Annotated in this window: 27 protein-coding genes; 14 read left to right on the top strand and 13 right to left on the bottom strand. The window is 36.0% G+C overall.

The window, feature by feature from the left end:
- Positions 1–89 precede the first annotated feature (89 nt).
- The 6 genes from ACKTTZ_RS00950 to ACKTTZ_RS00925 all read left to right on the top strand — a co-directional run bounded on the left by ACKTTZ_RS00950 (position 90) and on the right by ACKTTZ_RS00925 (position 7,588).
- On the top strand, positions 90–716 hold the full coding sequence (locus ACKTTZ_RS00950; protein ID WP_253318073.1) for a TetR/AcrR family transcriptional regulator: 627 nt from the start codon (positions 90–92) through the stop codon (positions 714–716).
- Entirely contained in the window at positions 700–2,016 is a 1,317-nt protein-coding gene (locus ACKTTZ_RS00945) for a TolC family protein (RefSeq protein ID WP_253318072.1), read from the top strand. The genes ACKTTZ_RS00950 and ACKTTZ_RS00945 overlap by 17 nt, the downstream gene beginning before the upstream one ends.
- Positions 2,017–2,032: 16 nt before the next feature.
- Entirely contained in the window at positions 2,033–3,136 is a 1,104-nt protein-coding gene (locus ACKTTZ_RS00940) for an HlyD family secretion protein (RefSeq protein ID WP_034699936.1), read from the top strand.
- Positions 3,137–3,278: 142 nt separating this feature from the next.
- Complete coding sequence (locus ACKTTZ_RS00935) at positions 3,279–4,856, top strand: DHA2 family efflux MFS transporter permease subunit (protein WP_407847010.1); 1,578 nt, start codon at positions 3,279–3,281, stop codon at positions 4,854–4,856.
- 384 nt (positions 4,857–5,240) lie between these two features.
- Entirely contained in the window at positions 5,241–5,837 is a 597-nt protein-coding gene (locus ACKTTZ_RS00930; protein WP_034699942.1) for a hypothetical protein, read from the top strand.
- 128 nt (positions 5,838–5,965) lie between these two features.
- Positions 5,966–7,588, top strand: a complete 1,623-nt coding sequence (locus ACKTTZ_RS00925; RefSeq protein WP_407845762.1) for an IS1182 family transposase — start codon at positions 5,966–5,968, stop codon at positions 7,586–7,588.
- Between the two features lie 355 nt (positions 7,589–7,943).
- Here ACKTTZ_RS00925 and ACKTTZ_RS00920 read toward each other — a convergent pair whose 3' ends face one another.
- From ACKTTZ_RS00920 to ACKTTZ_RS00910, 3 genes are read right to left on the bottom strand one after another with little or no spacing between them, the layout of a single operon-like run.
- A complete protein-coding gene (locus ACKTTZ_RS00920; protein WP_253318150.1) occupies positions 7,944–8,957 on the bottom strand; it encodes a TQO small subunit DoxD in 1,014 nt (337 codons plus the stop codon).
- Positions 8,958–9,010: 53 nt separating this feature from the next.
- Complete coding sequence (locus ACKTTZ_RS00915) at positions 9,011–9,388, bottom strand: hypothetical protein (protein WP_034699947.1); 378 nt, start codon at positions 9,386–9,388, stop codon at positions 9,011–9,013.
- 17 nt (positions 9,389–9,405) lie between these two features.
- Positions 9,406–10,320 (bottom strand): alpha/beta hydrolase, encoded by a 915-nt coding sequence (locus ACKTTZ_RS00910; protein WP_407847009.1) that lies wholly within the window; start codon positions 10,318–10,320, stop codon positions 9,406–9,408.
- Between the two features lie 169 nt (positions 10,321–10,489).
- Here ACKTTZ_RS00910 and ACKTTZ_RS00905 point away from each other — a divergent pair, with 169 nt between their 5' ends.
- Together ACKTTZ_RS00905 and ACKTTZ_RS00900 are read left to right on the top strand one after the other, a co-directional pair.
- The gene (locus tag ACKTTZ_RS00905) at positions 10,490–10,810 is read left to right on the top strand and encodes a MazG-like protein (protein ID WP_407847008.1); all 321 of its coding nucleotides are present in this window, start codon (positions 10,490–10,492) and stop codon (positions 10,808–10,810) included.
- Entirely contained in the window at positions 10,807–11,367 is a 561-nt protein-coding gene (locus ACKTTZ_RS00900; RefSeq protein WP_407847007.1) for a DNA-3-methyladenine glycosylase I, read from the top strand. Before ACKTTZ_RS00905 ends, ACKTTZ_RS00900 begins: the two co-directional genes overlap by 4 nt.
- A gap of 170 nt (positions 11,368–11,537) precedes the next feature.
- Here ACKTTZ_RS00900 and ACKTTZ_RS00895 read toward each other — a convergent pair whose 3' ends face one another.
- A complete protein-coding gene (locus ACKTTZ_RS00895) occupies positions 11,538–12,047 on the bottom strand; it encodes a hypothetical protein (protein ID WP_034699954.1) in 510 nt (169 codons plus the stop codon).
- 84 nt (positions 12,048–12,131) lie between these two features.
- On the bottom strand, positions 12,132–12,497 hold the full coding sequence (locus ACKTTZ_RS00890; RefSeq protein WP_034699957.1) for a helix-turn-helix domain-containing protein: 366 nt from the start codon (positions 12,495–12,497) through the stop codon (positions 12,132–12,134).
- Positions 12,498–12,588: 91 nt separating this feature from the next.
- Here ACKTTZ_RS00890 and ACKTTZ_RS00885 point away from each other — a divergent pair, with 91 nt between their 5' ends.
- On the top strand, positions 12,589–13,119 hold the full coding sequence (locus ACKTTZ_RS00885; RefSeq protein ID WP_407847006.1) for an NAD(P)H-dependent oxidoreductase: 531 nt from the start codon (positions 12,589–12,591) through the stop codon (positions 13,117–13,119).
- An 89-nt stretch (positions 13,120–13,208) separates the two neighbouring features.
- On the opposite strand, the gene ACKTTZ_RS00880 is transcribed toward ACKTTZ_RS00885, so the two are convergent.
- From ACKTTZ_RS00880 to ACKTTZ_RS00865, 4 genes are all read right to left on the bottom strand, one after another.
- Positions 13,209–13,712, bottom strand: a complete 504-nt coding sequence (locus ACKTTZ_RS00880; RefSeq protein ID WP_034699961.1) for a DUF2199 domain-containing protein — start codon at positions 13,710–13,712, stop codon at positions 13,209–13,211.
- Between the two features lie 6 nt (positions 13,713–13,718).
- A complete protein-coding gene (locus tag ACKTTZ_RS00875) occupies positions 13,719–15,188 on the bottom strand; it encodes an FAD-dependent oxidoreductase (protein WP_407847005.1) in 1,470 nt (489 codons plus the stop codon).
- Between the two features lie 33 nt (positions 15,189–15,221).
- On the bottom strand, positions 15,222–16,808 hold the full coding sequence (locus ACKTTZ_RS00870) for a patatin-like phospholipase family protein (RefSeq protein ID WP_407847004.1): 1,587 nt from the start codon (positions 16,806–16,808) through the stop codon (positions 15,222–15,224).
- 162 nt (positions 16,809–16,970) lie between these two features.
- Positions 16,971–17,870 (bottom strand): CorA family divalent cation transporter, encoded by a 900-nt coding sequence (locus tag ACKTTZ_RS00865; RefSeq protein WP_034699967.1) that lies wholly within the window; start codon positions 17,868–17,870, stop codon positions 16,971–16,973.
- A 73-nt stretch (positions 17,871–17,943) separates the two neighbouring features.
- Between ACKTTZ_RS00865 and ACKTTZ_RS00860 the strand changes: the two genes are divergently transcribed.
- Positions 17,944–18,966, top strand: coding sequence for a 3-oxoacyl-ACP synthase III family protein (locus ACKTTZ_RS00860; protein ID WP_034699968.1), 1,023 nt, complete (start codon positions 17,944–17,946; stop codon positions 18,964–18,966).
- A gap of 192 nt (positions 18,967–19,158) precedes the next feature.
- Here the strand turns inward: ACKTTZ_RS00860 and ACKTTZ_RS00855 are convergent, their stop codons facing one another.
- A complete protein-coding gene (locus ACKTTZ_RS00855) occupies positions 19,159–20,319 on the bottom strand; it encodes a thioredoxin family protein (RefSeq protein ID WP_034699971.1) in 1,161 nt (386 codons plus the stop codon).
- 301 nt (positions 20,320–20,620) lie between these two features.
- Between ACKTTZ_RS00855 and ACKTTZ_RS00850 the strand changes: the two genes are divergently transcribed.
- Positions 20,621–22,249: a tetratricopeptide repeat protein gene (locus tag ACKTTZ_RS00850; protein WP_407847003.1), complete on the top strand. Its 1,629-nt coding sequence runs from the start codon at positions 20,621–20,623 to the stop codon at positions 22,247–22,249.
- Positions 22,250–22,566: 317 nt separating this feature from the next.
- Here ACKTTZ_RS00850 and ACKTTZ_RS00845 read toward each other — a convergent pair whose 3' ends face one another.
- From ACKTTZ_RS00845 to pruA, 3 genes are all read right to left on the bottom strand, one after another.
- Positions 22,567–22,776 (bottom strand): hypothetical protein, encoded by a 210-nt coding sequence (locus ACKTTZ_RS00845; protein WP_034699977.1) that lies wholly within the window; start codon positions 22,774–22,776, stop codon positions 22,567–22,569.
- Between the two features lie 314 nt (positions 22,777–23,090).
- Positions 23,091–23,240, bottom strand: coding sequence for a hypothetical protein (locus ACKTTZ_RS00840; protein WP_253318144.1), 150 nt, complete (start codon positions 23,238–23,240; stop codon positions 23,091–23,093).
- Positions 23,241–23,677: 437 nt separating this feature from the next.
- The gene (gene pruA, locus ACKTTZ_RS00835) at positions 23,678–25,303 is read right to left on the bottom strand and encodes an L-glutamate gamma-semialdehyde dehydrogenase (RefSeq protein WP_407847002.1); all 1,626 of its coding nucleotides are present in this window, start codon (positions 25,301–25,303) and stop codon (positions 23,678–23,680) included.
- 406 nt (positions 25,304–25,709) lie between these two features.
- On the opposite strand from pruA, the gene ACKTTZ_RS00830 reads away from it, so the two are divergent.
- The 3 genes from ACKTTZ_RS00830 (at position 25,710) to ureB (ending at position 26,912) form a co-directional block, all read left to right on the top strand.
- Positions 25,710–26,075 (top strand): hypothetical protein, encoded by a 366-nt coding sequence (locus ACKTTZ_RS00830; protein ID WP_034697262.1) that lies wholly within the window; start codon positions 25,710–25,712, stop codon positions 26,073–26,075.
- 154 nt (positions 26,076–26,229) lie between these two features.
- Positions 26,230–26,532, top strand: a complete 303-nt coding sequence (ureA, locus tag ACKTTZ_RS00825) for an urease subunit gamma (RefSeq protein WP_034697260.1) — start codon at positions 26,230–26,232, stop codon at positions 26,530–26,532.
- Positions 26,533–26,543: 11 nt separating this feature from the next.
- Positions 26,544–26,912 carry an urease subunit beta gene (gene ureB, locus ACKTTZ_RS00820; RefSeq protein ID WP_034697259.1) on the top strand — a complete coding sequence of 123 codons (369 nt, stop codon included), beginning with the start codon at positions 26,544–26,546 and terminating at the stop codon, positions 26,910–26,912.

Genomic DNA, 26,912 nt, shown 5'->3' with positions numbered 1-26,912 from the left:
TAAATTAAATCTATATTAAAAAATCAATCAATCGTTTGATTTTATTTGAAAACTTATGTACATTTGCGCCCTGAAAAATGAACACTAACATGATTTCAAAAGAAGAAAATATATTATTCGCTGCCGAGAAGCTCTTTGCAGAAAAGGGATTCGAAGGAACTTCCACCCGGGAAATTGCAAAGGCGGCTAATGTAAACATCTCTATGATCTCATATTATTTTGGCTCTAAGGAAAAACTTTATGAGAAATTAGTGGAATACAGAATGAATGAAGGTCAGTTTTTTTCAAAAGATCTTTTGGGAAGAACCGACATCAACGAGTGGCAGAAGATTGAAAGAGTAATCGATCAGTTTTCTTACAAGATCCGGACGCAAAAATGTTTCTACAGGATTATGCAGAGAGAGCAGCTGCATACTAAGAATCCTCAGATTGTAGAATTTTTGAAGCAAACCAAAATGGGATTCCTTTCCATGTATTCACAAATATTGGAAAGTGGTCTTAAAAATGGAATTTTCACCAAAAATCCACCTATTTATCTCCTTCATTCCACAGTAAGCGGAACTTTATTCTATGCATTCAATGCGAAAGAGATGTATAAAGAGTTCCTGAATGAAACAGAAGATGAAGAAACTTTTGATGAAAAATACTACACAGAACTTAATAAACATATTAAATATTTACTAAAAGACCTTTTAGGTTATGAAGAGAATAAATAACTCAGTGATTGCATTATCACTATTCGTAGGAATAGCAAATGTAAATGCTCAGGAGAAAAAAACACTTTCTCTTGACGAGGCCGTGCAGCTGGGAATCCAGAACAGCAAGAATCTCAAGATCGATGCAGCCAAGATCGAAGAGGCTACAGCTGACCTTTTGGAGGCTAAAAACAGACAACTACCGGAATTAAAAGTGTCAGGTAGCTATATGTACCTTCCAATAAAGCCAAATGTTGATATCAAACTTCCCGGTCTTTCAGGAGGGGCAGGTGGCCCTGAAGTACATCAGGTACTTTACGGTTCAGCTAATCTTAGCGTTCCAATCTACAGTGGTGGAAGAATCAAATACGGAATTCAATCTGCTAAATATCTGGTAGAAGCTTCTAAACTAAGCACTGAGAATGATAAAATTGCCATTGCTTATAACGTTGCTCAGGCTTATAATAACCTGTTTAAAGCGAACCAGTCTATCAAAGTTTTTGAAGAAAATCTTGCCGCTTCTCAAAAAAGAGATGAAACATTCCTTAAAATGGAAAACAATGGTTTGATCGCGAGAAACGACAGATTAAAGGCGAACCTTCAGACTTCAAATATTGAACTTCAACTATTGGAAGCTAAGAACAACTACAATATTGCCAACATCAATATGGATCTTTTATTAGGTCTTCCTGAAACTACAGAGCTTGCAGTAGATGAGAATTATATTGAAGAAGGATCAGACGTAAAACCTGTTGATTTTTATGTTAGCGAAGCCAGAGAAAACCGTAAAGATTTACAGGCTTTGGCACAACAGAGAAAAGCAGCAGAATTAGGTTCAAAAGCAGCAAAAGCAGAAAATCTTCCTTCCATCGCATTTACAGGAGGTTATGTAGCGGCAGATATTCCTAAATTTCTTACGGTATACAATGCTGTGAATGTAGGAATTGGAGTTTCTTATAACCTATCCAACCTGTGGAAAGAAAATTCTTCATTGAGACAGTCGCAGGCGAGGGAAAAACAGCTTGCTGCAACCGATGAATTACTGAATGATAACATTAAACTTGATGTCAACAGAGAATACCAAAACACAGACTACTCCAAAAAGAGAATCGTTGTTTTCGAAAAATCTGCTGAGCAGGCTAATGAAAATTACAGAATAACAAAAAATAAATACGATAACGGTCTTGCAACCATGACTGAATTACTGGATGCAGATGCGGCACAGATTGCGGCCAACGTTGGAGTGATCAATGCTAAGGCAGATGCTGCACTGGCATACAGAAAACTATTACAGACAACAGGAACTTTAACAATTAAATAATCAGATCGAAACCAAAATGGAAAATAATAATACACAGGCAGCTGAACCTAAAAAGAAAAAAAGTTTAGTTTTTCCTATCATTTTAGCAGCAGTAGTAATCGGAGGAGGAATCTACGGTTACAGAGCCTTTACTTACGGACAGTATCACGAAGAGACAGACGATGCTCAGATTACTTCCAATATGGCACCGGTAATTTCTAAAATATCAGGCTATGTAGCTCAGGTAAAAGTAAAAGACAACCAGTTTGTAAAGAAAGGAGATACATTGGTGATTTTGGATAACAGAGATCAGAAAATGGCTCTTGATCAGGCTCAGGCAGCACTATCTACCGCTAAAAGTAATATCTCCAATGCAGAAGCTACTACCACAGCAACTTCAAAAAATATAGGTTCTTCTGAAGCAGCGGTAGTTACTGCTAATGCTCAGATAGAAGCAGCAAAAGTAAACGTTTGGAAAACTTCTCAGGATTTGAAGAGATATGCTAATCTTGTAAAAGACCATTCTATTACAGAACAACAATACGAGCAGGCTTTGGCAGCAAAACAATCTGCAGACAGACAGTTACAGGTTTTGGTTGATCAAAGAAACCAAATTGCTCAGCAAACTCACATCGCTTCTTCTCAGACGGCTGCAAGTTCACAACAAATCAGTGTGGCAGGATCTGTTGCTAAGCAAAGAGAGGTAGATGTAGAAAATGCAAAATTGAATTTATCATATACTGTAATCCTTGCTCCAGAAGATGGATACGTAGGAAAAGTGTCTACACAGGCAGGTCAGTATCTGCAAGCTGGAGCACAGTTGTTTGCTTTGGTTAAAAATGACCAGAAATGGGTGGTAGCTAACTTCAAAGAGACACAGGTAGATAAAATGGTAGAAGGTCAGAAAGTGAAAATTGAGATTGATGCCTTCCCTGATAAAGAATTTGAAGGTGTAGTAAGCTCTTTCTCTCCGGCTACAGGAGCTACTTTCTCTATTCTTCCTCCGGATAATGCAAGTGGTAACTTCGTAAAAGTAGTTCAGAGACTTCCTGTAAAAATTGATTTTGTAAATCTTGATAAAGATATTGCCAAAAGACTGAGAACAGGAATGAACGTGAAAGCAGAGGTTGCTTTGAAATAACATTTAAAATTGTTAAAAGTCAATGAACTTCGTTATCAATAGTGAATCAGTTTTTGTTATCAATTAAAACGAAAAGCTTTAAAATTCACCATTCACCTGCGAAGCAAAATTCATTATTGACTTTTTACATCGAAAAAAACTTATGCAAGATTCATTAGTAGAATATGGAGCGCGTAGAGTAATCATTACGATTACGGCTATCCTTTGTGCCCTTCTTGAAATTGTAGACTCCACGATTGTCAATGTTGCCTTGAATGAAATGAAGGGGAATCTTGGATCTACACTTTCTGAAGTGGGATGGGTAATTACGGCGTATGCCATTGGTAACGTAATTATAGTACCAATGACGAGCTGGCTTTCCCAACAGTTTGGGCGTAGAAATTACTTTGCGGCATCCATCATTATATTTACCATATTTTCATTTTTATGTGGAAATGCGACCAATATCTGGGAACTCGTGTTTTTCAGATTGATGCAGGGAATCGGTGGGGGAGCCTTATTGGTAACTTCACAAACGATCATTACGGAATCTTATCCGATTGAAAAAAGAAGTATGGCTCAGGCTATTTATGGTCTGGGAGTAATCATCGGTCCTACGTTAGGTCCGCCACTTGGAGGGTATATCGTTGATAATTTCAGCTGGCCATATATTTTCTATATTAATATTCCGATTGGGATTGCAGCAACATTGATGACGCTACAGTTTGTAAGAAGTCCGAAATATGCTGAAAAACGTAAAGTCTCGGATGTTGACTGGATTGGGATTACTTTACTGGCAGTAACAGTAGGTTCACTACAGTTCATTCTGGAAAGAGGTCATGAAGAAGACTGGTTTGCCAGCGGAATGATTGTAGCATTTACAGTAGCAGCTGTGTTAGGATTTATATTATTCCTTTGGAGGGAACTTACTTTTAAATATCCAATTGTTGAGCTTAGGGTACTTAAAAATAGTAACTTGAGAATCGGAACCATGATGTCATTCGTGCTTGGATTTGGGCTTTATGGCTCCACATTCATCGTTCCGTTGTATACTCAGAGTATTTTGGGTTGGACGGCACTTCAGTCAGGAGCATTGATGATTCCGGCTGCATTAACGACGGCTTTCATGATGCCTATCATTGGTAGATTATTAGCAAAAGGAGCAAAACAACAGATTCTGGTTTCATTAGGACTTTTTATCTTCTTCGTTTACAGTTTCTGGGGATACAAAATTCTGACACCGGATACCAGTAAAGAAGCTTTCTTCTGGATGCTGATCGTAAGAGGAGCAGGTTTAGGATTGTTATTTATTCCAATCACCTCTTTGTCATTAAGTACATTGAAAGGGCAGGAGATTGGTCAGGGAGCAGCTTTTACAGGGATGATGAGACAACTGGGAGGATCTTTCGGGATTGCAGCTATCACAACCTTTATTGCCAATGCAGGCCAGAAATACAGGAATAACTTAATTTCCCATCTGGACGAAAACAGTTTTGATGTCCAGCAAAGACTAGCAGCTCTTAAAGCCAATTTTGTAGCAAAAGGAATGACACCTGATGCCGCAATGAATGCCGCTTATAAAATGCTCGACTTATCCGTAACGAAACAGGCCACTGTTTTATCTTATATGGATGTCTTTCTTTACCTTGGAATCATATTCCTGATATGTATTCCGTTTATCTTACTCGTAAAAGAGCGAAAGAGCAAAGAAAAAATAGATTTGAGTGAAGCCATGCACTAAATTTTAAATAAAAAAACCTTCGAGATTTTCGAAGGTTTTTTTTATGCTTTTTCTGATGTAAAATACAATAACTTTTAGTTTTCATTTTATTAAACAAAAAATAATATCACTTATTGGAGAGTTTATTTATTTTTTCTAGCTTTACAATACCAAATGAAAAAATATGAATAGATTCCCTCATCTCTCAACAATCCTTTCAAAAAGGATTGACCAAAATGCAGTACCGGATTGTTATCTGAACATCAGTTATTAAAATCCATTTACCCAATAGTTTTTTACTTTGTTTTTATATCCTATAATGACAAAATTCCAGATGGATAGATGGGACTTTTCTCTTCATTATTGTACTTAAGATGAACTAATAACAGTAATAACTTATTAACTATGAATCAAATTCAACTTCCGAAAACCTACGTGGCATTATCCGATTTCAGAAAAAACGATATCTATCTTCCTGAAATGAACCAGGCTCAGATTATTGCAGATTTCTTTCCCGGAACTTTTACAGAGCTTACCCAGCGTCTGTCTGATATTACAGGAGCTTTTTATGGAGGCATGCTCAAACAGATCGGAAAACTTTACGGGCCAGAAGCTATAGAACAGCTTTCCAGTACTTTTATGTACGACCTCGGATCAAGAATGACCCTAAAAAACCTTGAAACAAAACCTAATCTACAACCCGGAATTCCAGCGGTTGGAAAAATATTGATAGGAGCAGTTTTTACATCCAGTCCCGAATATAACTTTGAATTTAAAGAATTAAATGACTATAAATGCGAATTGCTCATTAAAGGCGTAGACCGTTACCATAAAATCACTCATAGCCTGCAAATTGCAGGACTGTTGAAATGGCCAGTCATAAAACCTTTTATACAGGGTATTTGCGACACTATGGGACTGGATGTTTTACTTGAAGTAAAAGTACTCAAGCTTGATCCGGATAGCTCATGCAGTTATCATGTTCTGGTTTCAGAAAAATAACATCAAATATGAATGAGGCTGTCTAAAAAGTCCAAAAAAATATCCCCGTTACTTAAAAAGTTTCGGGGATTTTTTTGTTGTTTGTCCTTTAAGATTTATCTTTAAGGTGCACCCAAACAAACATTGATATGAAAGTACGGTTTAAATCTTTACCCACCAATACTCCCAGCTTATTTCCTGAAGATATTTTTGATAAGATAGGTGCTAATGATCCGGTACGTCTTATCAATGAATTAGTGGATAACTTGAATATCGATCATATTATAAGTGAATATAAAGGCGGTGGAACGACAAGTTTTCACCCCCGGATGATGATCAAAGTTTTATTCTATGCCTATTTCAACAATATTTATTCATGCCGTAAAATAGAAAAGGCACTTGGAGAAAATATTCATTTCATGTGGCTTTCCGGCAACAGTAAGCCTGATTACAGAACCATCAATTACTTTAGGAGCAAACGGCTTAAAAACCATATTCACCGTCTTTTTGCAGATGTTACCGTTGTTTTGCAGAATTTAGGTTACGTAAGTTTAAATGTTCAATATATAGATGGTACAAAAATAGAATCATCTGCCAACCGATACAGCTTTGTATGGAAAAAATCTGTAGAAAAGAATAAATTAAAACTGGAAGCTCAAATTCATTCCGTACTTGAAGATATTGAATCCCAAATCAAAGAAGAGCGTTATGAATCCCATGAAAAGACCCTTCCAAAATCTATTGACAGCAGAGAGCTTCAGGATAAAATAGCAGAACTTAATCACTCTGTGGCACAGGACAATAAAACCGGTAAGAAGCTCATTAAAAAGCTTCAGCATCAGGACCTGCCCAGATTACAGAAGTATGAAGATCAATTAAAAATACTCTCAGGCCGCAACAGTTATAGTAAGACAGATCCCGACGCCTGCTTCATGCGGCTCAAAGACGACCATATGAAAAATGGGCAGCTTAAGCCAGCCTATAATGCACAGATCAGTACTGAAAACCAGTTTATCACCCATTACAGCATTCATCAGACTCCTGGAGATACCACTACATTGAAGGATCATCTTAACAGCTTTGAAAATCAGTATCACAAACAAAGTAAAGAGGTAGTAGCAGATGCCGGATATGGAAGTGAAGAGAATTACGAAATGATGGCAGAAAAAGCTATAGAGGGCTATGTAAAATATAATAATTTTCATAAAGAACAGAAGCGCAGTGAGAAGAACAATGCGTTTGCTGTACAGAACTTATATTATAATGAGGAAAATAACTTCTATGTATGTCCCTGCGGACAGCAAATGAACTTTATCGGTAAAGGCAAAAGAATCAGCAGTAACGGATATGAATCTCAGGTACATTATTATCAGGCTTTCAGATGTCAGGGTTGTCCTCTTAGAGAAAGCTGCCATCAAAGCCAGGATAATCGATTAATCGAAGTGAATTATAATCTGAACCATCACAGAATGAAAGCCAGACAAAGGCTGATATCTGAAAAAGGGCATTACCACAGAAGTAAACGGCCTATAGAAGTAGAAGCTGTATTCGGGCAATTAAAAAGCAATAATAAATTTTCAAGATTTACTCTAAAAGGACTTGAAAAAGTAAATATTGAATTTGGATTAATGGCATTGGCACATAATCTTAGAAAATTAGTGAAAAACAGAAAACTTAACCGTAAAAATTGGCTAAATACACTTAAATGCAAACAACATATGCATCTTTTCCATAAGTATATGAAAATCCAAAAGTATAAAATTGCTGCATAACTATACGCAGTCTCAAAACAAAAAAAAAGAGGCTGACCTTTTTGGACAGCCTCTTTGTGTAAATGAATATCAATGGTTTTACCTGAACTGCATATAGCATCTCGCAGATTCTGCAGATTTTATTTGTAAAAGAATTATAATCATGGAGAAAAAATTTCAATAGGAGTGGGCTTTAGCCCATTCACAGAAGAAGTAAACCTTCAAACGGCTTTAGTCCAATTTTATTCAATAGAAATGAGCTTTAGCCCATTTAATTAAATGATTTAAATTCCTTTGGTTTTAGCCAAAGCATAAAACGTTAAAATAATAAGCTCCAATCCCCGAACCCTGTATCTCAAATCCCGAATCCCAACCCTTATTCAATCTTCTCTATCCACTCAATACCACTTACATCAATCAGTTTCAGGGTATGAATTTCATTTTTTTCAAAAATATCATCAATATTCAGAGTAACATCAGCTTTTGCTCCCAATGGAATTACCAGACTGTGTTTTCCCGGTTTCACTTTGGCGACATAATGATTCTGTATATTTTCTTTAGGAATTCCGGAGAGTTCTTTATGATCGAATTCCTTTAAAATCTTTCCGTTTTTGTCGAGAACATGAATACCTATTAGGAAAGAACCGTACACATCAGCACCTTCTGTTCTGTAGACTTCAAATGTCAGCTTGGAATTGTTATGAGAAATATTTGAAATCTCCAGTTTAGGTTTTACTGATTTATTATGCAGCGTTCCCCATACACCTCCATGGAAGTATTGATTGGTAAAGAGAGTTAATCCGAATATAATGAGCGAGCCTGACAGTACAAGAACTTTTGGTTTTGAGACAGGAAAAGTTCCTGATCCCAACCATTGGAACCATCTTTTCTGGGTGAAATTTTTGTTGTTTTTTATGAAATAATAGTCCAGGGAATAAGGTCCGCTTCCTGTAAGAAAAAGAACAAATCCGCCTGCAACACCTAAAACACCAATCTGCCATTCATCAAGACAAGTTGTTCCCAGCCATCCGGAACCTAATAAAATTCCTAGAGCAAGGCTGAAGATGCCAATACTCATTAAGCGGGTAAATAACCCAAGGATGATGAATAAACCCACAATGGCTTCGATAATGGTAAAAATCATCATAGAGCGTTGCAAAGCATCAGGATGAGTCACCAGATATTCAATAATGGGTTTTATTCCCAGGGCATTTGGTAAGAAATGATTGAATTTTTCCCCGATATATCCCTTTTCATCAGGAATAAGCTTGTTTTCGAGGATCAGTCTGCGCCAGAACGCTGAAAAGTAGGTCCATCCGATAACCATGCGGAGGGATAAAGTATATAATCCGGCCAGCTCTGAAGACTGACGGTTTAAGATATGTTTCATTGAAATTAATATTGTATTGTAAAAAACTGATTTTTAATTAGGCTTAAAAAAAATTAAACCAGATTAAGCTTCAGTCTTTTAAATAAAATATACTTCGGTGGGCTGTTTCCTGTAGAATGCCCTGAGTAGTTATTGAAAGAAATCTTTTTTTCAACAGAATTTCCGGTTGTTGAAGAAAAATCAGAAAAAGGATTTCTGTATTGGCTCTGAGTTTTGTTTTTTGAAACCGAAATTCCGGAAGTAGCTGATGCAGAATCACAACTGAAAGAAAGTGAAGAGGTAGTTTTGATCTTATTCAGTCCGCTGATGAACTGAATGTCAAAAATATCAAGAACATTTCTTTTTACAGAACATGGAGATAATGAAAACACCAAAATCAGCATCGTAATGATCGCTTTATAGGTTTTCATATGGACTCCTGAATTGTGCATGATTACAAAACTACACTTTATTTCAATGTAAGCTTAATAAATTCTAAAAAATCGTTTTGCTGATCTACAAATAAGTAATGGGAACAGTTATCAATAAGTCTGAAGTTTTTCTTCCCGACAATATTTTTAAGATCATTTAGCTGTTTCTCTGAAAATATGCCGTCATTCTTACCATACACTGCAAAAACGGGAATTCCTTTTCTTCGGATATCTTTTAAAACTGTTGTGTTATCCAGGTTATTCAAAGGTTCATTTTGATAGAATTTAATGGGAGAATCAGCATTTCTTATATTGTTTTTGTAAAATTCCCCTGCTTTGTACTCCGTTCTCAGTATTTCACTTTCAGGAGTTGGATGTGGCATATCAAAGAAGCCAAGTTTCCCAGCTATATCATAGCATCTTTTTCTATAAGCAGCAGAGTTCTTGTCCAGACTTTCTATCTCTGAAATCTCTTTAAGCTGTGCAGCATCATTTTTAAAATGTTCTTTAGCCTGTTTTAAAATATGATCATAGGTTTCCTGTTGGGTAAATAAAGCTCCTGCTAACGTAAGTGTTTTTACTTTTTCAGGAAACTGAGCTGTAAATAAAGTCCCGATAATTCCACCAAAACTATGGGCAAGTATATTTGCTTTTTGGAGGTGATAAGTTGTGTAAATATCTTTTAAATCCTCAAAACTTTCTTTGAATGTCATGGTGGCATTCTCATTTTTTGAGCGCCCTTCACCACGCCTGTCATAAACGATCACATAAAATCCTTTATCGGCAAGCTTCTGAGCGGTAGTTCCTTCAAACAAAGTAGCATTTCCGCTTGGTCCGCCATGGATAAAAATGACGGGAGGTTTTTTGGGATTTCCATATGCTTTTGAATATAAATTCTGTGCTTTGAAGAAGATTGAACATATAATAAAAAGAAGGGAAAACACAGATTTCATGATATCGTTTTTAAGTTCTCTAAACTACTAAATATTCTCTGAGCAGAAGAAGATAAAATGAAGGAAATTATGATTACATTTAAAAATTGAAAATCACTACTGACGGACAGTTGTCACAGCTCTGGTTTATTTTTACCCTTTGAAAGTCTTTACTTAAAAACAGAGAAATATGGACACCAATAATTTTGATACCATCGTCAAACGTTCTTTAGACATCAGAGAGAAGTATCATCAGCTGGAAATAAAAAGCAACGGAAAAGAATGGTCAGTGGAAGAAGATGCACTTGCTTATCTTACCGATGCCGGATTGGTAGGGAGAAATGTAATGTCCCATCAGAAAACATGGCTGAAGAAAGATTCAGCAGAAGAACTGGAGCATAAATTAGCCGAAAATATCTGGTGGCTGATTGTTCTGGCAGACCGTACAGGAATTACTATTAAAGAAGCCATGGATAAATTTTTAACGAAAACAGAAAATATACTGAAATGAGTTATTGTTTAGCAATAGAAGGAATGCAGCCCGAAAGCAGAAAAGAACTGCACAAAAATTACCATGACAATTATTATGGGTATCCTATTCATGATGATAATGAATTGTTTGGAAGACTCATTCTTGAAATCAATCAGGCAGGATTAAGCTGGGAAACGGTTCTGAAAAAAGAAGACAGTTTCAGGAAAGCATATGACCAATTTGATATTCAGAAAATAGCAGATTATACAGAAGAAGACCGCAAAAGATTATTGAGCGATCCGGGAATTATCAGGAATAAGCTAAAAGTAAATGCTGCCATTGAAAATGCCAAAACAATCATTGCATTACAAAAGGAATTTGGTTCTTTTGAAAAATGGCTGGAGCATCATCATCCAATGACTTTGCAGGAATGGATGAAGCTTTTCAAAAAAACATTCAAATTTACAGGAGGAGAGATTGTTAATGAATTTCTTATGAGTACAGGATATCTGAAAGGCGCTCATCATGAGAGCTGTCCGATTCACTCAAAAGTATTAGCGCAAAAACCTTTGTGGAAGGAAAAAATAGCGAAATAATATATGGATTTCTACGGAATGACAAATAGAATTTTTTGACATTAGGCACAAACTGTTTCATTCCGTAGAATCTGAATTTTTTAATTTTTTTGATGTTGTATTAGCTCTTTATAATCATTATCCTGACAGAAAGACTCAAAACAAAAGAGATTGTATAAAGTGATGTTATTTTATTTCATACTTCTTACAGAAACATCAGGTTTTTCACCTTGTGGAACAATAAAGATTGCATTATCATTGATTGTATCTCCCGGATCAAAATAATAACTGCCGGTTACCGGAATTGTACTGGTGATGAGTTTCCCAGACTTGTCATAAGCAGAGTAGGTAACATTAATCATTTGGGCCTTCATTTTTAACTCTATCTTTTTAGAGGTTAGCCTGGCTCCGGTTGCATTAATACAGTCCAGTTCTACAAGGCCTATGTTGCTTACAATTTGAGGAAAGGCTGATAATCTGATGTTGAATGCCTTATCTGAAGTATTCTTTACCGATGCAGAAACTTTATATCGGTCGTAGGATTTTCCACCGGCTTCTACACTTTCTTTATTGAGGATATTAAAGGTAACCGCCATTCCATTGATATCGATTGTCTGGCCGTCAGAAATTTTTTGTGCATGTATATTTATTCCAGCAAAGACAGCAATAGGGAACAATAGTAAAAAAGTCAGGTTTTTCATAGTATTGGTTTATATATTTAAATATAATTATTTTATGTGAAATAATATAATGTGGTACTTTTTAAATATAAAACCACTTTTAGCTTATTGTTTTTTCATGATCTCTTGATGCTCCTTACCCCATTTTTCAAACTCAAGAATGATAGGCTTCAGTTTATAGCCAATTTCTGTAAGTTCATATTCTACCCTTGGAGGAACTTCTGCATATACGGTTCTGGTAATGATCTTATCTTCTTCCAGTCTTCGAAGTTGAAGCGTTAGCATACGTTCAGTAATGTTCTGAAGTTTCTTTCTCAGTTCCCCGAATCTCATTTTCCCGTTGATCAGATAACAACAGATGGCCAATGCCCATTGCCCTCCGATCGTGTTGGATGCATAGATTTCCGGACATTCATCAGCAAGCGCTTTCTTATTGGCAAAATTGGTAGAGGTTTCCTTTATTTTAGTCATTACTTACATTTTTTATAGTACCATACAATAGGTTGCTAATGTACGAAATGTAAGTTACGTGTTGTAATTTTGTAATAGAAATTTAAACAGAATGAAGACTTTAGTAATTGTTACACATCCAGAGATTGAAAAATCTGTGATTAATAAAAAATGGATGGACGAGTTAAAAAAATATCCTGAAAAATATACTGTTCATCAACTGTATGAAGCTTATCCTGATGGAAAAATCAATGTAGCGGAAGAGCAGAAGATGATGGAATCTTATGACAAAATTGTATTCCAGTTTCCTTTTTACTGGTTCAGTAGTCCGCCACTTTTGAAACAATGGCTGGATGAGGTGATTTTGTATGGCTGGGCATATGGAAGTACCAGTGGTTTCAAGCTGGCTGGAAAGAAAATGTCACTGGCCGTTACCGCAGGTATAGATGAAGAAGCCTACACTGCATCCGGAGTCTATAAATACACAATGAACGAACTTTTCAGACCTTACGAGCTGACTTTTGATTATATAAAAGCCGATTATAAGGAACCTTTCGTCTATTACGGAATTGAAAGGGACTCTTCCGATGAATGGATCAACAGAAGTGTTCCGATGTATCTGGAGTTTTTGGATAATTTATAATTTTTATTAGGAATCTATCAATATATTTTTTTGATAGATTCCTATTCCAGATGCTGCTGCAATATTTCTAAAACTTAAAGGAAGTTCATCTATTCTTTATTTAAAACCCGATTAATCCTCTTCTCTGCTTCCTCCTTTGTAATGCCATGATAAAAATCGTCCACAAAAGGATGATCATAACTTTGGTGAGGATAGACAAAAGGTCTTCCGATAGAATTGTTTACCACTACAGTTGTGGGAACACTTTCCTCAAATTCATAATCCGGAAGATAGGTAGAAAGCCATCCGAAATATTCTGCTTCGAATTCCTTATTGTCATAATTTTCAACATATTCATTGAAGTTTTTTTCACTCAGAGAAACCCAGATTCCGTAATCCAGATTTCTGCAGTCATCCATAACTTCCTGTACAAGAACAGTACGGATAAATCTGTGGGTATCTTCAGAATCTTCAACAACACATAAATCTGAAGTAAGTTCAGCATTTTTGAGTTCCTCTTCCGATAGGTCATAATAGAAATAAGGAGCATTATAGGCTATTGCAGGCCAGTCTTCTTTCTCTTCTCCACAGCATTGGCAGATGTATTTCGTCATCGTGTTTTATTTATAATGTTGGTAAAATTTATTGTCAAAGATCTCAGAAGGATCATATTTTCTTTTCAGTTCAAAAAAAGATTCTGCCTGCGGATAAACCTTTCTCATTTTCTCTCTGCCAATATGAAGACGGTAAGGAAGGTAGAAAGTACCCTCATTTTTCAGAGCAATATCTACCAGATGATTGGTCAGAATTTTCATGGCCTGCTCCTGCTTCTCTGTTTTCTTTTGATTGAATAAAAATACAAATCCAAATACATCTTCCCTCGCATAGTTCATATAGCTGTCTTCATCCTTATTCACCGCACGGATGGTGATATTAAGTAAATCCAGCCCTGAGCTTTTCAAAACAGGTTTTATATCTTTAATAAACTGACTGAAGTTTCTCTCCGGAATAAAATATTCCTGAAGAAGGTCTGTAGAATTTGGATCTTTATTTTCAATGAGTGAAACATGGTCATTCAGAAGCTCATTTCTGGAATACACTGCATTTTTTGTCATCTTATTCATTCCGGTTTCCAGATCCCAGCGAAGTCTTTTCCCGTATTCACTGTTGACTGTACTTCTGAATACAAGACGTTTAGTTTCTTCATTTTTAGCATTTTGAAGCGGAATTGGCAAAGGTTTTTCATTGGCTTTCTCAAAATAATTGATGGTAGCCTCTTCAAGAAAATGTTTGTCTGAAATTCTCAATCTTCCGAAAACCAGGTTGACAGCAGGATTTTCTGATATAAACTTTTTATAATAATTAGGATACTGATCTGCGCTTAAACGAATATATTTATACTGAAGTGCAACATTCTCTACCACTTTTAATTTAATATCAAGAATAATCCCGAAAAGTCCATACCCTCCGATTACCAGCTTGAAAAGTTCAGGGTTTTCTTCTCTGCTGCAGTTGAGAATGTTTCCGTTCTGATCCATTAGTGAAAATGATACCACACTGGAGGAAACAGGAGGAAGATTTTTCTGCCATCCATGACCGTTGACACTCATTGATCCACCCACAGAAAAAGAACTGAAAGCCTGCATCACAGCAATAGATTTTCCATGTTTGTCCAGATATTTGATCGCATCTTCCCAAAGAGCTCCGGAGCCAATGGTAAGGATATTGTTCTTTTCATCCAGCTCCATATGTTTGTAAGGGAGCATATTAAGTAGGATTCCGTTAGGATAGATGGTATGTCCGCCCATACTGTGCTGTGCACCGGCAATAGAGATTTTTAAGTTCTTCTCCTTTGCATATTGTATGATCTGACGGAGTTGATTTTCAATTTCAGATTTTGATGACGGTACTTTGATAAGTGTATCAATCTTTGTTAAATTCAGTTGGCTTGCATCATTGGTATATCCTTCAGGAATTTCATTTTTAACATCAGATTCACTCCATTTTGTTTTAAGAATATGAATAACAGGAATCGAAATAAAAATAAGGATCATGACCATCCCCAGGATAAAAACAGGTCTCTTTTTCATGGTTATTTAAAAAGCTAAAATACTTAAAAATCCTTATCCTACCGTAGGCGTATCTTCTTCCTTCAATATTTTTTTCTCTTTCATCGTAAGCATCATTCTTTCATATTTGTACTTTTCCCAGCTGAACGTATTGAGGAAATCAAGAGCGGCCTGAAAACCTCTGTTAAAAAGTTCTTCCTTTTCCTCTTTTTTCATGAAGAAATTCAGCCAGCTGCTGGTGCCACAATTGACACTCTGTATGCTGTAAGAACGGTAAAAAGTATGTTTGGTAAGGAATGTCTTATCATTAAAACCTTTCAGTGTACTGATGATATTTCCGGCATAGCTGAACGGTGTTTTAAGGATTTCTTCACTGGTTTTTCCTTTTTCAGAAAGAATCGCAGAATCGCTTGTCAGCTGTACCCCGAAAAGAGGCATTCTCGGATAAAAAACTTCATCGGCATGAAACAGGTCAATAGGAAAATTGGAAATACTTCCACCATCAATGAAAACTCCTGCAGGATTAATATCATCAGGTTTTGTATTCATCCAGTATCTCCAGGCGTACTTTACAGAATCGTCATTCTTATTGATTTGTTTCTGAAAAGGTTCAAAGAAAAAAGGAACCGCCATAGAAGCTCTCACAAATTCAGCCGGGCTGATGTGTTTCAGCTCCTCTTCAGACCAATAGAGATTGGCCATCGTAGGAAGTTCTACCTTAATTTTAGCATTGATATCTGTGGTAATAACAACATATTCAGACTTTAGAAGGTAGAAGGGGTTGTTTTTATAGTAATCATTGTTGACGGCGCTTTCATAGAAAATTCTGTAACGGGTTGGGTCAATATGTTCCTGATTTTTGACTTTAATTTTTTCAATGCTTTGCAAAGCCATCAGATAATACTCCTGGCCATTTCCATATCGATAGTTGAGATTAAGATCCTTTTCTTTCTGAATGAATTTTTCGTTGAGATGGGCAACAGTTTTTATTCCAAATTGATCCAGCGCATTTTGCATGGTATTCTGAAAAACATTTCCGGGATTCAGTCCGCTGTTTTCCTTTCTGAAATTATTGTACAGCTTTTGGATACAAAAAAAGAGGATGACAGCCGGAATCAGAGGAATCAAAAACATCAGCTTAGCATTCATAATCGTCGTTGAAGGTGCCAGAAAAGGAATGCTGATCAGAATCATAAAAAGGATAGCGGCAATAACAGCATTGATCTTAAAGAAATCTTTGTTGTTCAGCATCGCATGCAGAGTGGTTTTTACATAGGTTTTCCCATCCATAAAATCTGCAAAATTCCAGCTGAAAAGAATATCCTTGATCAGTTCACTTTTAGCTTCTTCTTTGGTTTTACAAGCAGCAATAAGCATCGTATTAATAGCTCCTGCACTTGTTCCTGCTACTTTCAGAAAACGGATTCCAAATATTTCCAGTCCATAAAGATAGCCTACCAATGCACTTCCCCAGACACCACCACCTTCCTGTACAAACTCTACATACTGATTCCCGGACTGATCGAGGAGATCAGAGAACTCTTTAGAAGAGATATTCTCATGCAAAGCAAGCAATTTATCTTTGGATGCTTGTGATAGAGAAGGATCTTCAAGAATTTTGTTGAGGTTCTCAGTAATCATGGTATTTTGTTTAGATGGTGTACAGTTATTATGAAACCGGGTGAATCAATCTTTAATTTAAAATAGTTGCCAGTTTGTATTTTATTGGAAATGAGATCTTCATACTTTAAAAACAGATGCCATTGGGTATTTTATGCACCTTTGTGTTCATGGAAAAATGAATTACCATTGTCTTCGTCTCACATAAATAAAGGTACTGATGACAACGGTTGCCATTGCTCCCAATGTGATAAAATATCCATACTTATGATGAAGCTCAGGCATATTATCGAAGTTCATTCCGTAAACTCCGGCAATAAAAGTGATGGGTAAGAAATAGACTGAATAAATTGCCAGAACCTTCATCACCTGATTGGCCTTTTGATCCGAAAGAGCCAGGAACATAGAAATAAGGTTGGTAATCTGAATATTCAAATGATCAAAATCGGCAACCACGTCTTTATGTTTATCTTTTAAATCAACAATCTCAGAGTCCTGTAAATTCAATAATTTAAATTTGTCAATAGCATCCGTAGAAATTACAAGCACACGGGAGTTCAATCCGGATTTTCGCTTCAGCTTGTAAAGACGGCGGATCTGGCTGGTATGATTGGTGTTTTTAAGGAAAATCTCATTCTCAATATTGTCCATTGTTTCAAACAGACTTAAAGATTCATCATCAAAACTTTTCATGATCAATATAGCAATCATCAGCATGATTTGCTGAGGTTTAAGGTCTTCCTGAATTAAAGACACTTTTTTCTTGGTCTCGGAAATACTTCTGGTTTTCATCCTGTGGATGGTAATAATGGTATTTTCCACCAGAAAGATTCCAATTTTGGTGCTGATATCACTGATTGTATTGAGATTCTTTCTTTCCAGTTCTGTGCTTTCACGGAGTAAAAAGAATTTTACATTCCCGTCTTCTTCATATTTTGGAAGGTGATTAGGATCCATCGTATCTTCCAGAAGAAGATTATTGATTTCATATCTTTCATGAAGAAATTTCAGGTCTTCTAAAGTAGGAGCCTCTACATCTACCCATTCGCACTGGGAGGTTCTGTATATCGTATCAATTGGCATAAAGTAAAAATACTAATATTTTGAAAAAGTATGTGTTAAATAAGTTTTATCTTTGCCAAAATTAAAAAACTATATGATTAAAAGTACCATAAAAGGGGTGGGATTTTATGTTCCAGATAACGTTGTTACCAATGATGATTTGGCAAAACTAATGAATACCAATGACGAATGGATTACGGAAAGAACAGGGATCAAGGAAAGAAGACATAGAAAAAACAGAAACGATTCCCAGGAAACCACTGCTTATTTAGGTTTTAAAGCTGCAGAAAAAGCGATCCAGAATGCTGGCCTTACCTCAAAAGATATCGATTATATTGTTTTTGCAACGCTTTCACCGGATTATTATTTTCCTGGGTGTGGAGTATTGCTTCAGGATATGCTGGGATGTGATACCATTGGAGCATTGGACGTAAGAAATCAGTGTTCAGGGTTTGTATACTCAATGAGTGTGGCTAATGCATTTATCAAATCAGGAACTTATAAAAATATCCTTGTGGTAGGAGCAGAAATTCACTCTTTCGGATTGGATTTTTCTGACGAAGGAAGAGGAGTATCTGTTATTTTCGGAGATGGGGCAGGAGCGGTTGTGCTTTCTGCATCAGAAGATGAAAATGCAGGAGATATTTTAGCGATGAATATGCATTCTGAAGGAAAATATGCTGATGATCTTTGTACTCAGTTCCCGGGTTCAAAATACGGATGGAGTGACAGAATGAGAAAAGATCCTGAAAATGTAACAAACAAAGAAGTATATCCGATCATGAACGGAAACTTTGTATTCAAACATGCGGTAACAAGATTCCCTGAAACCATGATGGAAGCCTTGAACAAAGCAGGAAAAACAGTTGAAGATCTTGATATGTTCATTCCACACCAGGCGAACCTGAGAATTGCTCAGTTTGTACAGGAAAAATTTGGATTACCGAACGAAAAAATCTTCAACAATATTCAGAAATACGGAAATACGACAGCAGCTTCTATTCCCATTGCTTTAAGTGAAGCCATTGAACAGGGGAAAATCAAGAGAGGAGATCTGGTGCTTCTTTCAGCTTTCGGAAGCGGATTTACGTGGGGAAGTGTTCTTTTTGAATATTAATGAGCACGAAAGAGAGCTTATAGAAATTTAATATACTCTATTTTTCACTAATACTACAAATGAAGACGTGAAAATTCCCCTCCACCGGAGGGGTGGCGAAAATTCAAAGAATTTTTGACGGGGTGGTTCAAACATAAATAAAAACCCCGCAGAACTTTAGTTCTGCGGGGTTTTTATTGTACTTATTTCTTATTAAAGACTCTTCAAAAGTTTTTCCGTATCAGAAGAATCCTGTCCGGTACTTTTTGCTAATTCAATAGACTTTTCAGCCCACATTTTAGCGTTTTTCTTATCACCTACCTTGTTGTAAAGATTGGCTAAAGTATCAGTATTGGCAAAATTCTGATCTTTCTTTACAGATTCCTGCGCCCATGCAATGGCTTTTTCCAGAGAAGTTTTATTGCTTACATTTTCAAAAAAGTTCCAGGCAAGAGAATTCAGTTCTTCAGAACCGGCAGCAGTATAATCTTTGTAAAGGTCAAGAATTAGTTTTTCATATTCAGGAATATCTTTATTCTTTAAAGCTCTGTTGGCTTTCATTCTTTTTAAGATTTTGTCAGCCTCTTCTTTGCTCAGGAATTTTTGAGTTTCAGCCATGAAATAGTTATCATCCCATTTCTTTGTATCCGGATTATAGGCTTTTTTAGAAACAGTATTCAGTTTAATATTTTTATCAAACTTTTCATATTTATCTTCCGGGAAGAATTTAACGATATCAGCTTTTTTATCCTGGAAAATTTTGTACAAAGGACTGTCTGTAGTTTGTACTCCTGAAAGAAGCATTTGGATGTCTTCCTGATCTAAGCTTGCTTTCTGTTGAAAATAACGGTTAAGAACTTTCCCGGCAAACTCAGCGTCGTTATACATGGTAAGTCCGGCAAGATTCTTTAAAAACTCAGGATCTTTTTCTCCTTTTTCAAACTGTTGCTTCAAAGAAGTAAGTCTTTTGTTTGGATCTTCTGCGTCTTTTGCAAACTGGATAAAGTCTTTTTCTTCCACATATCCTAAAGTTCGGTGTACAGCTTCACCACTTCCATCAATAAACAGGTAAGTAGGGAATGCTTTTACATTATATTTTTTTGCCAGCTCAATTCCTTCTCCTTTTTCCATATCAATTTTAGCATTGATAAAGTGAGAATTGTAATATTCTCCTACAGACTGAAGTGGGAAAATATTTTTAACCATCAGTTTACAAGGTCCACACCATGAGGCATATGCGTCAATAAAGACCAGTTTTTTTTCTTTTTTTGCTTTGGCCAGAATAGAGGCAAAATTGCCTTCTTCAAATTTAATTCCCTGCGCCCATGCAAGGGCTCCTATAAAGATTGAGGAAAGTATTGCTATTTTTTTCATAAAAACTTTTTATTCCATGCAAATGTAATAAATATGATGACACATGAGCCGTTCATATTGAAAATAATTATACAGGAACTTTGGTTTTAAAACAGGCATCAGCTTGTATTAAAGATAATCATCTATTATTTTAGTCTTATTATTAAAATTAATGTAAAATACTGTTTTAGGTTAAATGATTAAATTTCAATATAATATTTTAATAAAAAATAAAATATCACTAGTTTTGTAAAAAACAAAAAGACACCCCGTGAAAATAATGATGAATTATTATAAAATCAAAATAATAATTTATTTTTCTATGCCTAAAAGTCTTTTGCAATTTTTATTTCTGCTGGCAACAGCAGTCCCCATATTCGCTCAGAAAAAAAATAACTTTGACCTTATCTGTGAGAAGACCTCTTCTGTTACAGCCTATAAAGATTTACCCAAAGCAATCAAAACTGCAGATTCTCTCTATATGAAGGCACAAAAACCCTCGGAGAAAATAAAATGCCTTGTGCTCTCTTCAGAATTATACCATCATGCAGGTGAACTTAAAAAAGCAATCTGTTACAGCGAAAATGCCCACTCGGTAATCAATCAGATTAATGATCCGGAATGGATGGCTGTGGTGACCAGATTACTTGCGAGACAATATAGACAGGTAGGGTTATACGAAAGATCAAAAAAATACATTGTAAAAGGGCTTCAGGCTTCAGGTCAGATTGTTGATTTTCAAAAAAGTAGCGAAGCTGCAGGACTGTTGAATCAGGAAATGGCCTTCTATGAAATGGAGATGGGGAATTTTCCCAATGCAATACGTGATATTGAGTCCTCTCTGAAATATTTTGAAAAAATAAACAGCCAAAACGAAAACAGAACAGCCGCAGCTTCTTATCAGCTGCTGGGAGATGTCTATTTCAAACTTAATGATTATTCTGTTTCCGAAGACTATTATCGAAAAGCAGAAGGCCTGCTGAAAAATGGAAGCTGTACACTGGGATTGGTGTATAATGGCTTAGGAGGAATCCGTCTGAAGCAGAAAAACTGGAAAGATGCTGAACTGTATCTTAAAAAGGCAGAGAAAATAGCGGATACATCCAGAAGTCTTAAGCTTAAAAAAGCTGTTTATTCCAATATTAATGATTATTATGAAGGAATTGGAGACAATTTTAAAGCTTCATTATATGCTGTGAAATATATCCGTGCCTATGACAGTATTGCGGCCCGTAATCAAAGTTTTACACCAAAAGGTGCTGAGATTCTGAAAGGGAAAAGTCATAAAAATGATGGACATATGAATCTGATTAAAAACACAGCCATTATTATTCTGTTTATCTCGCTGGTGGGCTTACTTATTTTCTTCAGGACAAAGCAGAGACAACAGCGTTCAAAATTCAGAAATATTATAAGAACTCAGTTAAATATGGTCAGTAACAGAGTTCATTATCCTTTAGCTCAATCTGACGATGCTGAGTTTTCGAATATATTTGTGGAAGAAATTGATGAAAAAGATTCGGAGGCAGACCGAAGAAGAAATGATTCCCTGATGACTTCCGAGACAGAATCGAAATTGCTTGAATTGCTTGAAGATTTTGAAAAAGGTGATCTTTATAATAATAAAGGAATGTCTCTGTCTTTTCTTGCAGGTGAACTGAATACCAATACAAAATATCTGTCTTATGTAATCAATCAGCATAAAAATGCAGATTTCAAAACCTATGTCAATCGTTTAAGAATCAATTATATTGTAGACAAACTGATCAATGATGAGAAGTACAGGCAATATAAGATAAGTATCCTTGCTGACGAATGTGGATTCTCTTCACATAGTAAATTTGCTGCTGTCTTTAAAGCGGTTACAGACTATTCTCCTTCAGCATATATCAAATATCTGGATGCTGAAAACCCATCAGATAAAAATGTTCATTTTCCGGAAAATGATTAAAAAGAGAGGCTTTATTTAATTCTATCTTGCCATTTTCACGAAAATGAACAACCTATTATTTTAAAGGAAACCCCTGCTATCATATCTTTGCGCCAGTTTCGCAGTGCACAAGACAATTCTGTTACAGCTTATCACTTTTATTTCATTTCTGAACTAAGATCATTATAAGAGAAACTGAATTCCCATTTTTAATCTTTTAAGGAAATATTCTGATCAGAATATCTACCATATGCTATAATCGGGGTTGATTGCCCGGTTTTTTTTTCAGTCAAGTTTTTTTAAGTGCAAATCCACAGAATTTCTGTGGATTTGTGATTTTATTTAACTTTTGTACTGTCGGTTTTGGTTTTTAAAGTATCAGAGACAACCGGTGATGATTCAGAATTTGCTACTGCAGAATCTCCCATTTTGTTCAACAATGAATCCTTGTTATGGGCATCTTTAAATTCTTCTCTTTTTTCTTTATTTTGAGCACAGCTTCCAAGGAAAAGAATTCCAAGAAATGCTCCTATCCATAGTTTTTTCATAATAGTCAATTTTAATGTTTCGTTTTAATCAAATATAATGATTTAATTAAAAGATAAAAGATAAAAGATAAAAGATAAAAGATAAAAGATAAAAGATAAAAGATGTTTTTATTAAAATTCAATAGAGGCGGGTTTTAACCCGGCTAGCCATAAATCATGCATCCATTGGCTTTAGCCAAAACCTAAAAATAAACATCTTTCAAAACAAAACTTAATTATCGCTTTCACATTTTGGCTTCTAATCTTTTCAACAAAAAAAATCTGCAGAGCTTTCATCTGCAGATTTTCCATTTTTAGATTGAATGTTATCATTACTACTTGACAGGAGACGTTGCCATAGAATCCCTTTTTATCTTGGTAGTATCAGGATTCGTCATTTTTGTAGTCATTGTATCAGTAGTGGCAGGCGTCATACTTTTTTGCGTATTACCTACTGCCGCTGAATCCCGGCTACTCGTTGACATTGTCGATTCTTTGGTTCCACAGCTCACTGCAAATATTCCTATTCCAACAGCTGTTAGCAATAACTTTTTCATATTCTTCTATTTTGTGGTGTTGTAGTAATGGAAAAATCAACAATTATTCCTAACAGGGCCTGAAGAATCGTAAAATATCGGTAAAGTTTGTTAAAAGATGTTAGGTTGTAAGGGGATCGGGTTTCGGGGTGCGTGTTTCGAGATGCGAGTTTAACGTTTAATGTTGATCGTAGTCCAAAAAATACTTTATTACCAAAAATACTCTCATACTCTCAAACGCTATAACTCTCAAACCTCGAATCCCGCATCTCGCACCTCGCACCCCGAAACTCGCACCCACAAAAAAGCCCCGAAACCGAAATTCCGAGGCTGTATTCAAAGAACAGACAACAATTACTCACTGCCTATTACTCATTACTTATTAATTACCCTAGGTATGGATATTTGTAGTTCTTTGGAGAAACAAAAGTTTCTTTTACGCTTCTTACAGATGTCCATCTTAGAAGATTCATTTTAGAACCTGCTTTATCATTAGTTCCTGAAGCTCTACCACCACCGAAAGGCTGTTGTCCTACCACGGCACCCGTTGGTTTATCATTGATGTAGAAGTTACCAGATGCATTCTCTAAAGCTTTGTAAGCTTCGCTGATTGCGTAACGGTCTTGTGAGAATACAGAACCTGTCAATGAATAAGGAGAAGAAGAATCTACTAACTTAAGAGTCTCTTTCCAGTCTTGATCTTCATATACAAATACAGAAAGGATTGGGCCGAAGATCTCTTCTACCATACTTTCGTATTGAGGATTTGTAGTTTCAATTACTGTTGGGTGTACGAACCATCCTTTAGAATCATCCACTTTACCACCGATAGCTACAGTAGCTTCACCTGAAGCGTTTGCTCTGTCGATATATCCTTTACATTTTTCGAAAGAATTCTTATCGATTACAGCGTTTATGAAGTTAGAAGTATCTTCCGGAGAACCAATTTTGATGGTGCTCATCTGAGCTTCCATTACTTTTTTCACATCAGCCCAAAGAGACTTAGGAACATAAGCTCTTGAAGCTGCAGAACATTTCTGTCCCTGATATTCGAAAGCTCCTCTTACCAATGCAGTAGCTACAGCTTCTACGTTAGCAGAAGGGTGAGCAATAACAAAGTCTTTACCACCAGTTTCTCCAACGATTCTTGGATATGTTCTGTAGTTGTGGATATTATCACCGATCATTTTCCACATTCCCTGGAATACTTTTGTAGAACCAGTGAAGTGAAGACCAGCGAAGTCACGGTGAGCCAATACTTTTTCAGCAGTTTCCTTTCCATCAGTAAAGATCATGTTGATAACCCCTGCAGGAAGACCCGCTTCAATTAATACATCCATGATTACTTTTGCAGAATATACCTGCTTGTCAGACGGCTTCCAAACCACTACGTTTCCTAGCATTGCCATACAAGTCGGAAGATTTCCTGAAATTGCAGTAAAGTTGAACGGAGTTACCGCAAAGCAGAATCCTTCTAATGGTCTGTATTCAACACGGTTCCAGATTCCATTGTCAGAAACCGGCTGCTCAGCATACATTTCTGTCATGAACTCTACATTGAATCTTAAGAAGTCGATGAACTCACAAGCAGAATCAATTTCAGCCTGGTGTACATTCTTAGACTGCCCGATCATTGTTGCTGCATTAATTACATCTCTGTAAGGACCAGCCAAAAGATCAGCTGCCTTTAAGAAAATTGCTGCACGCTGTTCCCAGCCTAGTTCATTCCATTGCTGTTTAGCTGCCAATGCCGCGTTGATAGCGTCATCCACATGCTGCATACCACCCTGATAGTAGAACCCGAAATCATGAGCATGATCCTGTGGAGACTGAAGCTGTACTTTTGTTTCAGTTTTTACTTCTTTTCCATTGATGATCATTGGGATTTCTACCTTTTCAGCCCACATTTTTTTATACGTGTCGATAAGGCTTTTAACTTCCGGAGATCCCGGTTCGTATGAGTTTACAGGCTCGTTTACCGCTAATGGTACTTGCGAAATTGCTTTTGACATATTACGTTTTATTATTTTATTAAATTAAATAAGATGTGTATACAAATTTACAATAATTATAAAGAAAGAAAAAATGCCATCTGTTTTTGTCAAATAAAATATAAAATGAGTTTTCTGATGATATTTAAGCTTTTTTTGGTGATAGATTTTGTTAAATCCTGGTATGTTTTGATAATTCTTTAGCTTTTGGAAAAAAATGCATCGTTTTGTTATAATTATAGGAATTAGGACAATAAAATATTTGTCATAGTTTGAAAACAGTTATTAATTGCTGTAAATAAAGGATTTATAGAGGAGTGTTAAAATTATATAAATTCACATTTGTTGCGATTTTGAACATTTTAAATAATTTTTTTGATAGCCGGAGGGATAAGATTGTTCTAATTTTACACCATTATTAACAGGTATGAAAAAAAGAGTCTTATTTTTCTCTTTTGTGATATTTTTCTCAGCGTTGTGTGCAGGTCTTTTTGCACATAAAGGGAAAACTCAATCATACACTGATGTCCTTTCAAAAATTCATCTTTTACAACAGAAATCTGATCAGCAAACACAACCTGAAATCTATAGTTTTTCAGATGTCCAGGATGTGCAGGATTCCAATGACTGGGAGAAAGTAAAATTTGATTACTCAATACTTGCACAGCAGTGGTTGCACTATTTCTTTGCAGGTTACACTTACAATACACAGGTTGCGGCCGTTCAAAACCGCATTTATATTACAGCACCAAGATACATTCTGTATCATTCCCTGCAGATAGCAGGCTGCTAATTCTTTTTTAATTTTTAAATGATCTGCTATGGTTTGTATTCTCATGAGTACAGACTCATAAAAATCATTCCCAATTTACATTTTTGAACATGTCTGTTTGCCTTTACGGAGAGGTGAACCGGATATTGTTTGTCCAATTTTAAATAAAAATATTATGCACTTAACACCGAGAGAAACGGAGAAGCTTATGCTATTTCTGGCAGGCGAACTCGCTCTGAAAAGAAAGGCAAGAGGCCTTAAATTAAACTACCCGGAATCAATAGCTCTGATCAGTCACTTTTTGCTTGAAGGAGCAAGAGATGGTAAAAAAGTAGCTGAACTCATGCAGGAAGGAGCAAACCTTCTTACCAAAGAAGATGTGATGCCAGGAGTTTCAGAAATGATCCATGATGTTCAGATTGAAGCTACTTTCCCTGATGGAACTAAGCTGGTAACCGTACACAATCCAATCCGCTAATACTACTGATTATGATACCAGGAGAAATTTTTGTAAAAGAAGGTACAATTATCTGCAATGAAGGCAGAGAAACTGTAAAAATAAAAGTAACCAATACCGGAGATAGACCTATTCAGGTAGGTTCACACTTTCACTTTTTCGAAGTTAATAAAGCGATGAGTTTTGACCGTGAAAAAGCTTTCGGAAAGAGACTGAATATTGTAGCAAGTACTGCAGTGCGTTTCGAGCCGGGTGAAGAAAAAGAAGTGGAATTGGTAGAAATAGGAGGAACCAAAAAAGCAATGGGCTTCAATAATCTTGTCGATGGGCAGGTAGATTCTGAAGAACAGAAAAAAGTAAGCCTTGCAAAAGTTGAAGAGTTAAACTTTAAAAATCATTAA

This window comes from Chryseobacterium sp. KCF3-3 (genome assembly GCF_045865955.1).
Taxonomy (GTDB): domain Bacteria; phylum Bacteroidota; class Bacteroidia; order Flavobacteriales; family Weeksellaceae; genus Chryseobacterium.
The sequence above is the reverse complement of the archived record's forward strand: the minus strand, read 5'-3'. Positions and strand labels throughout refer to the sequence as shown.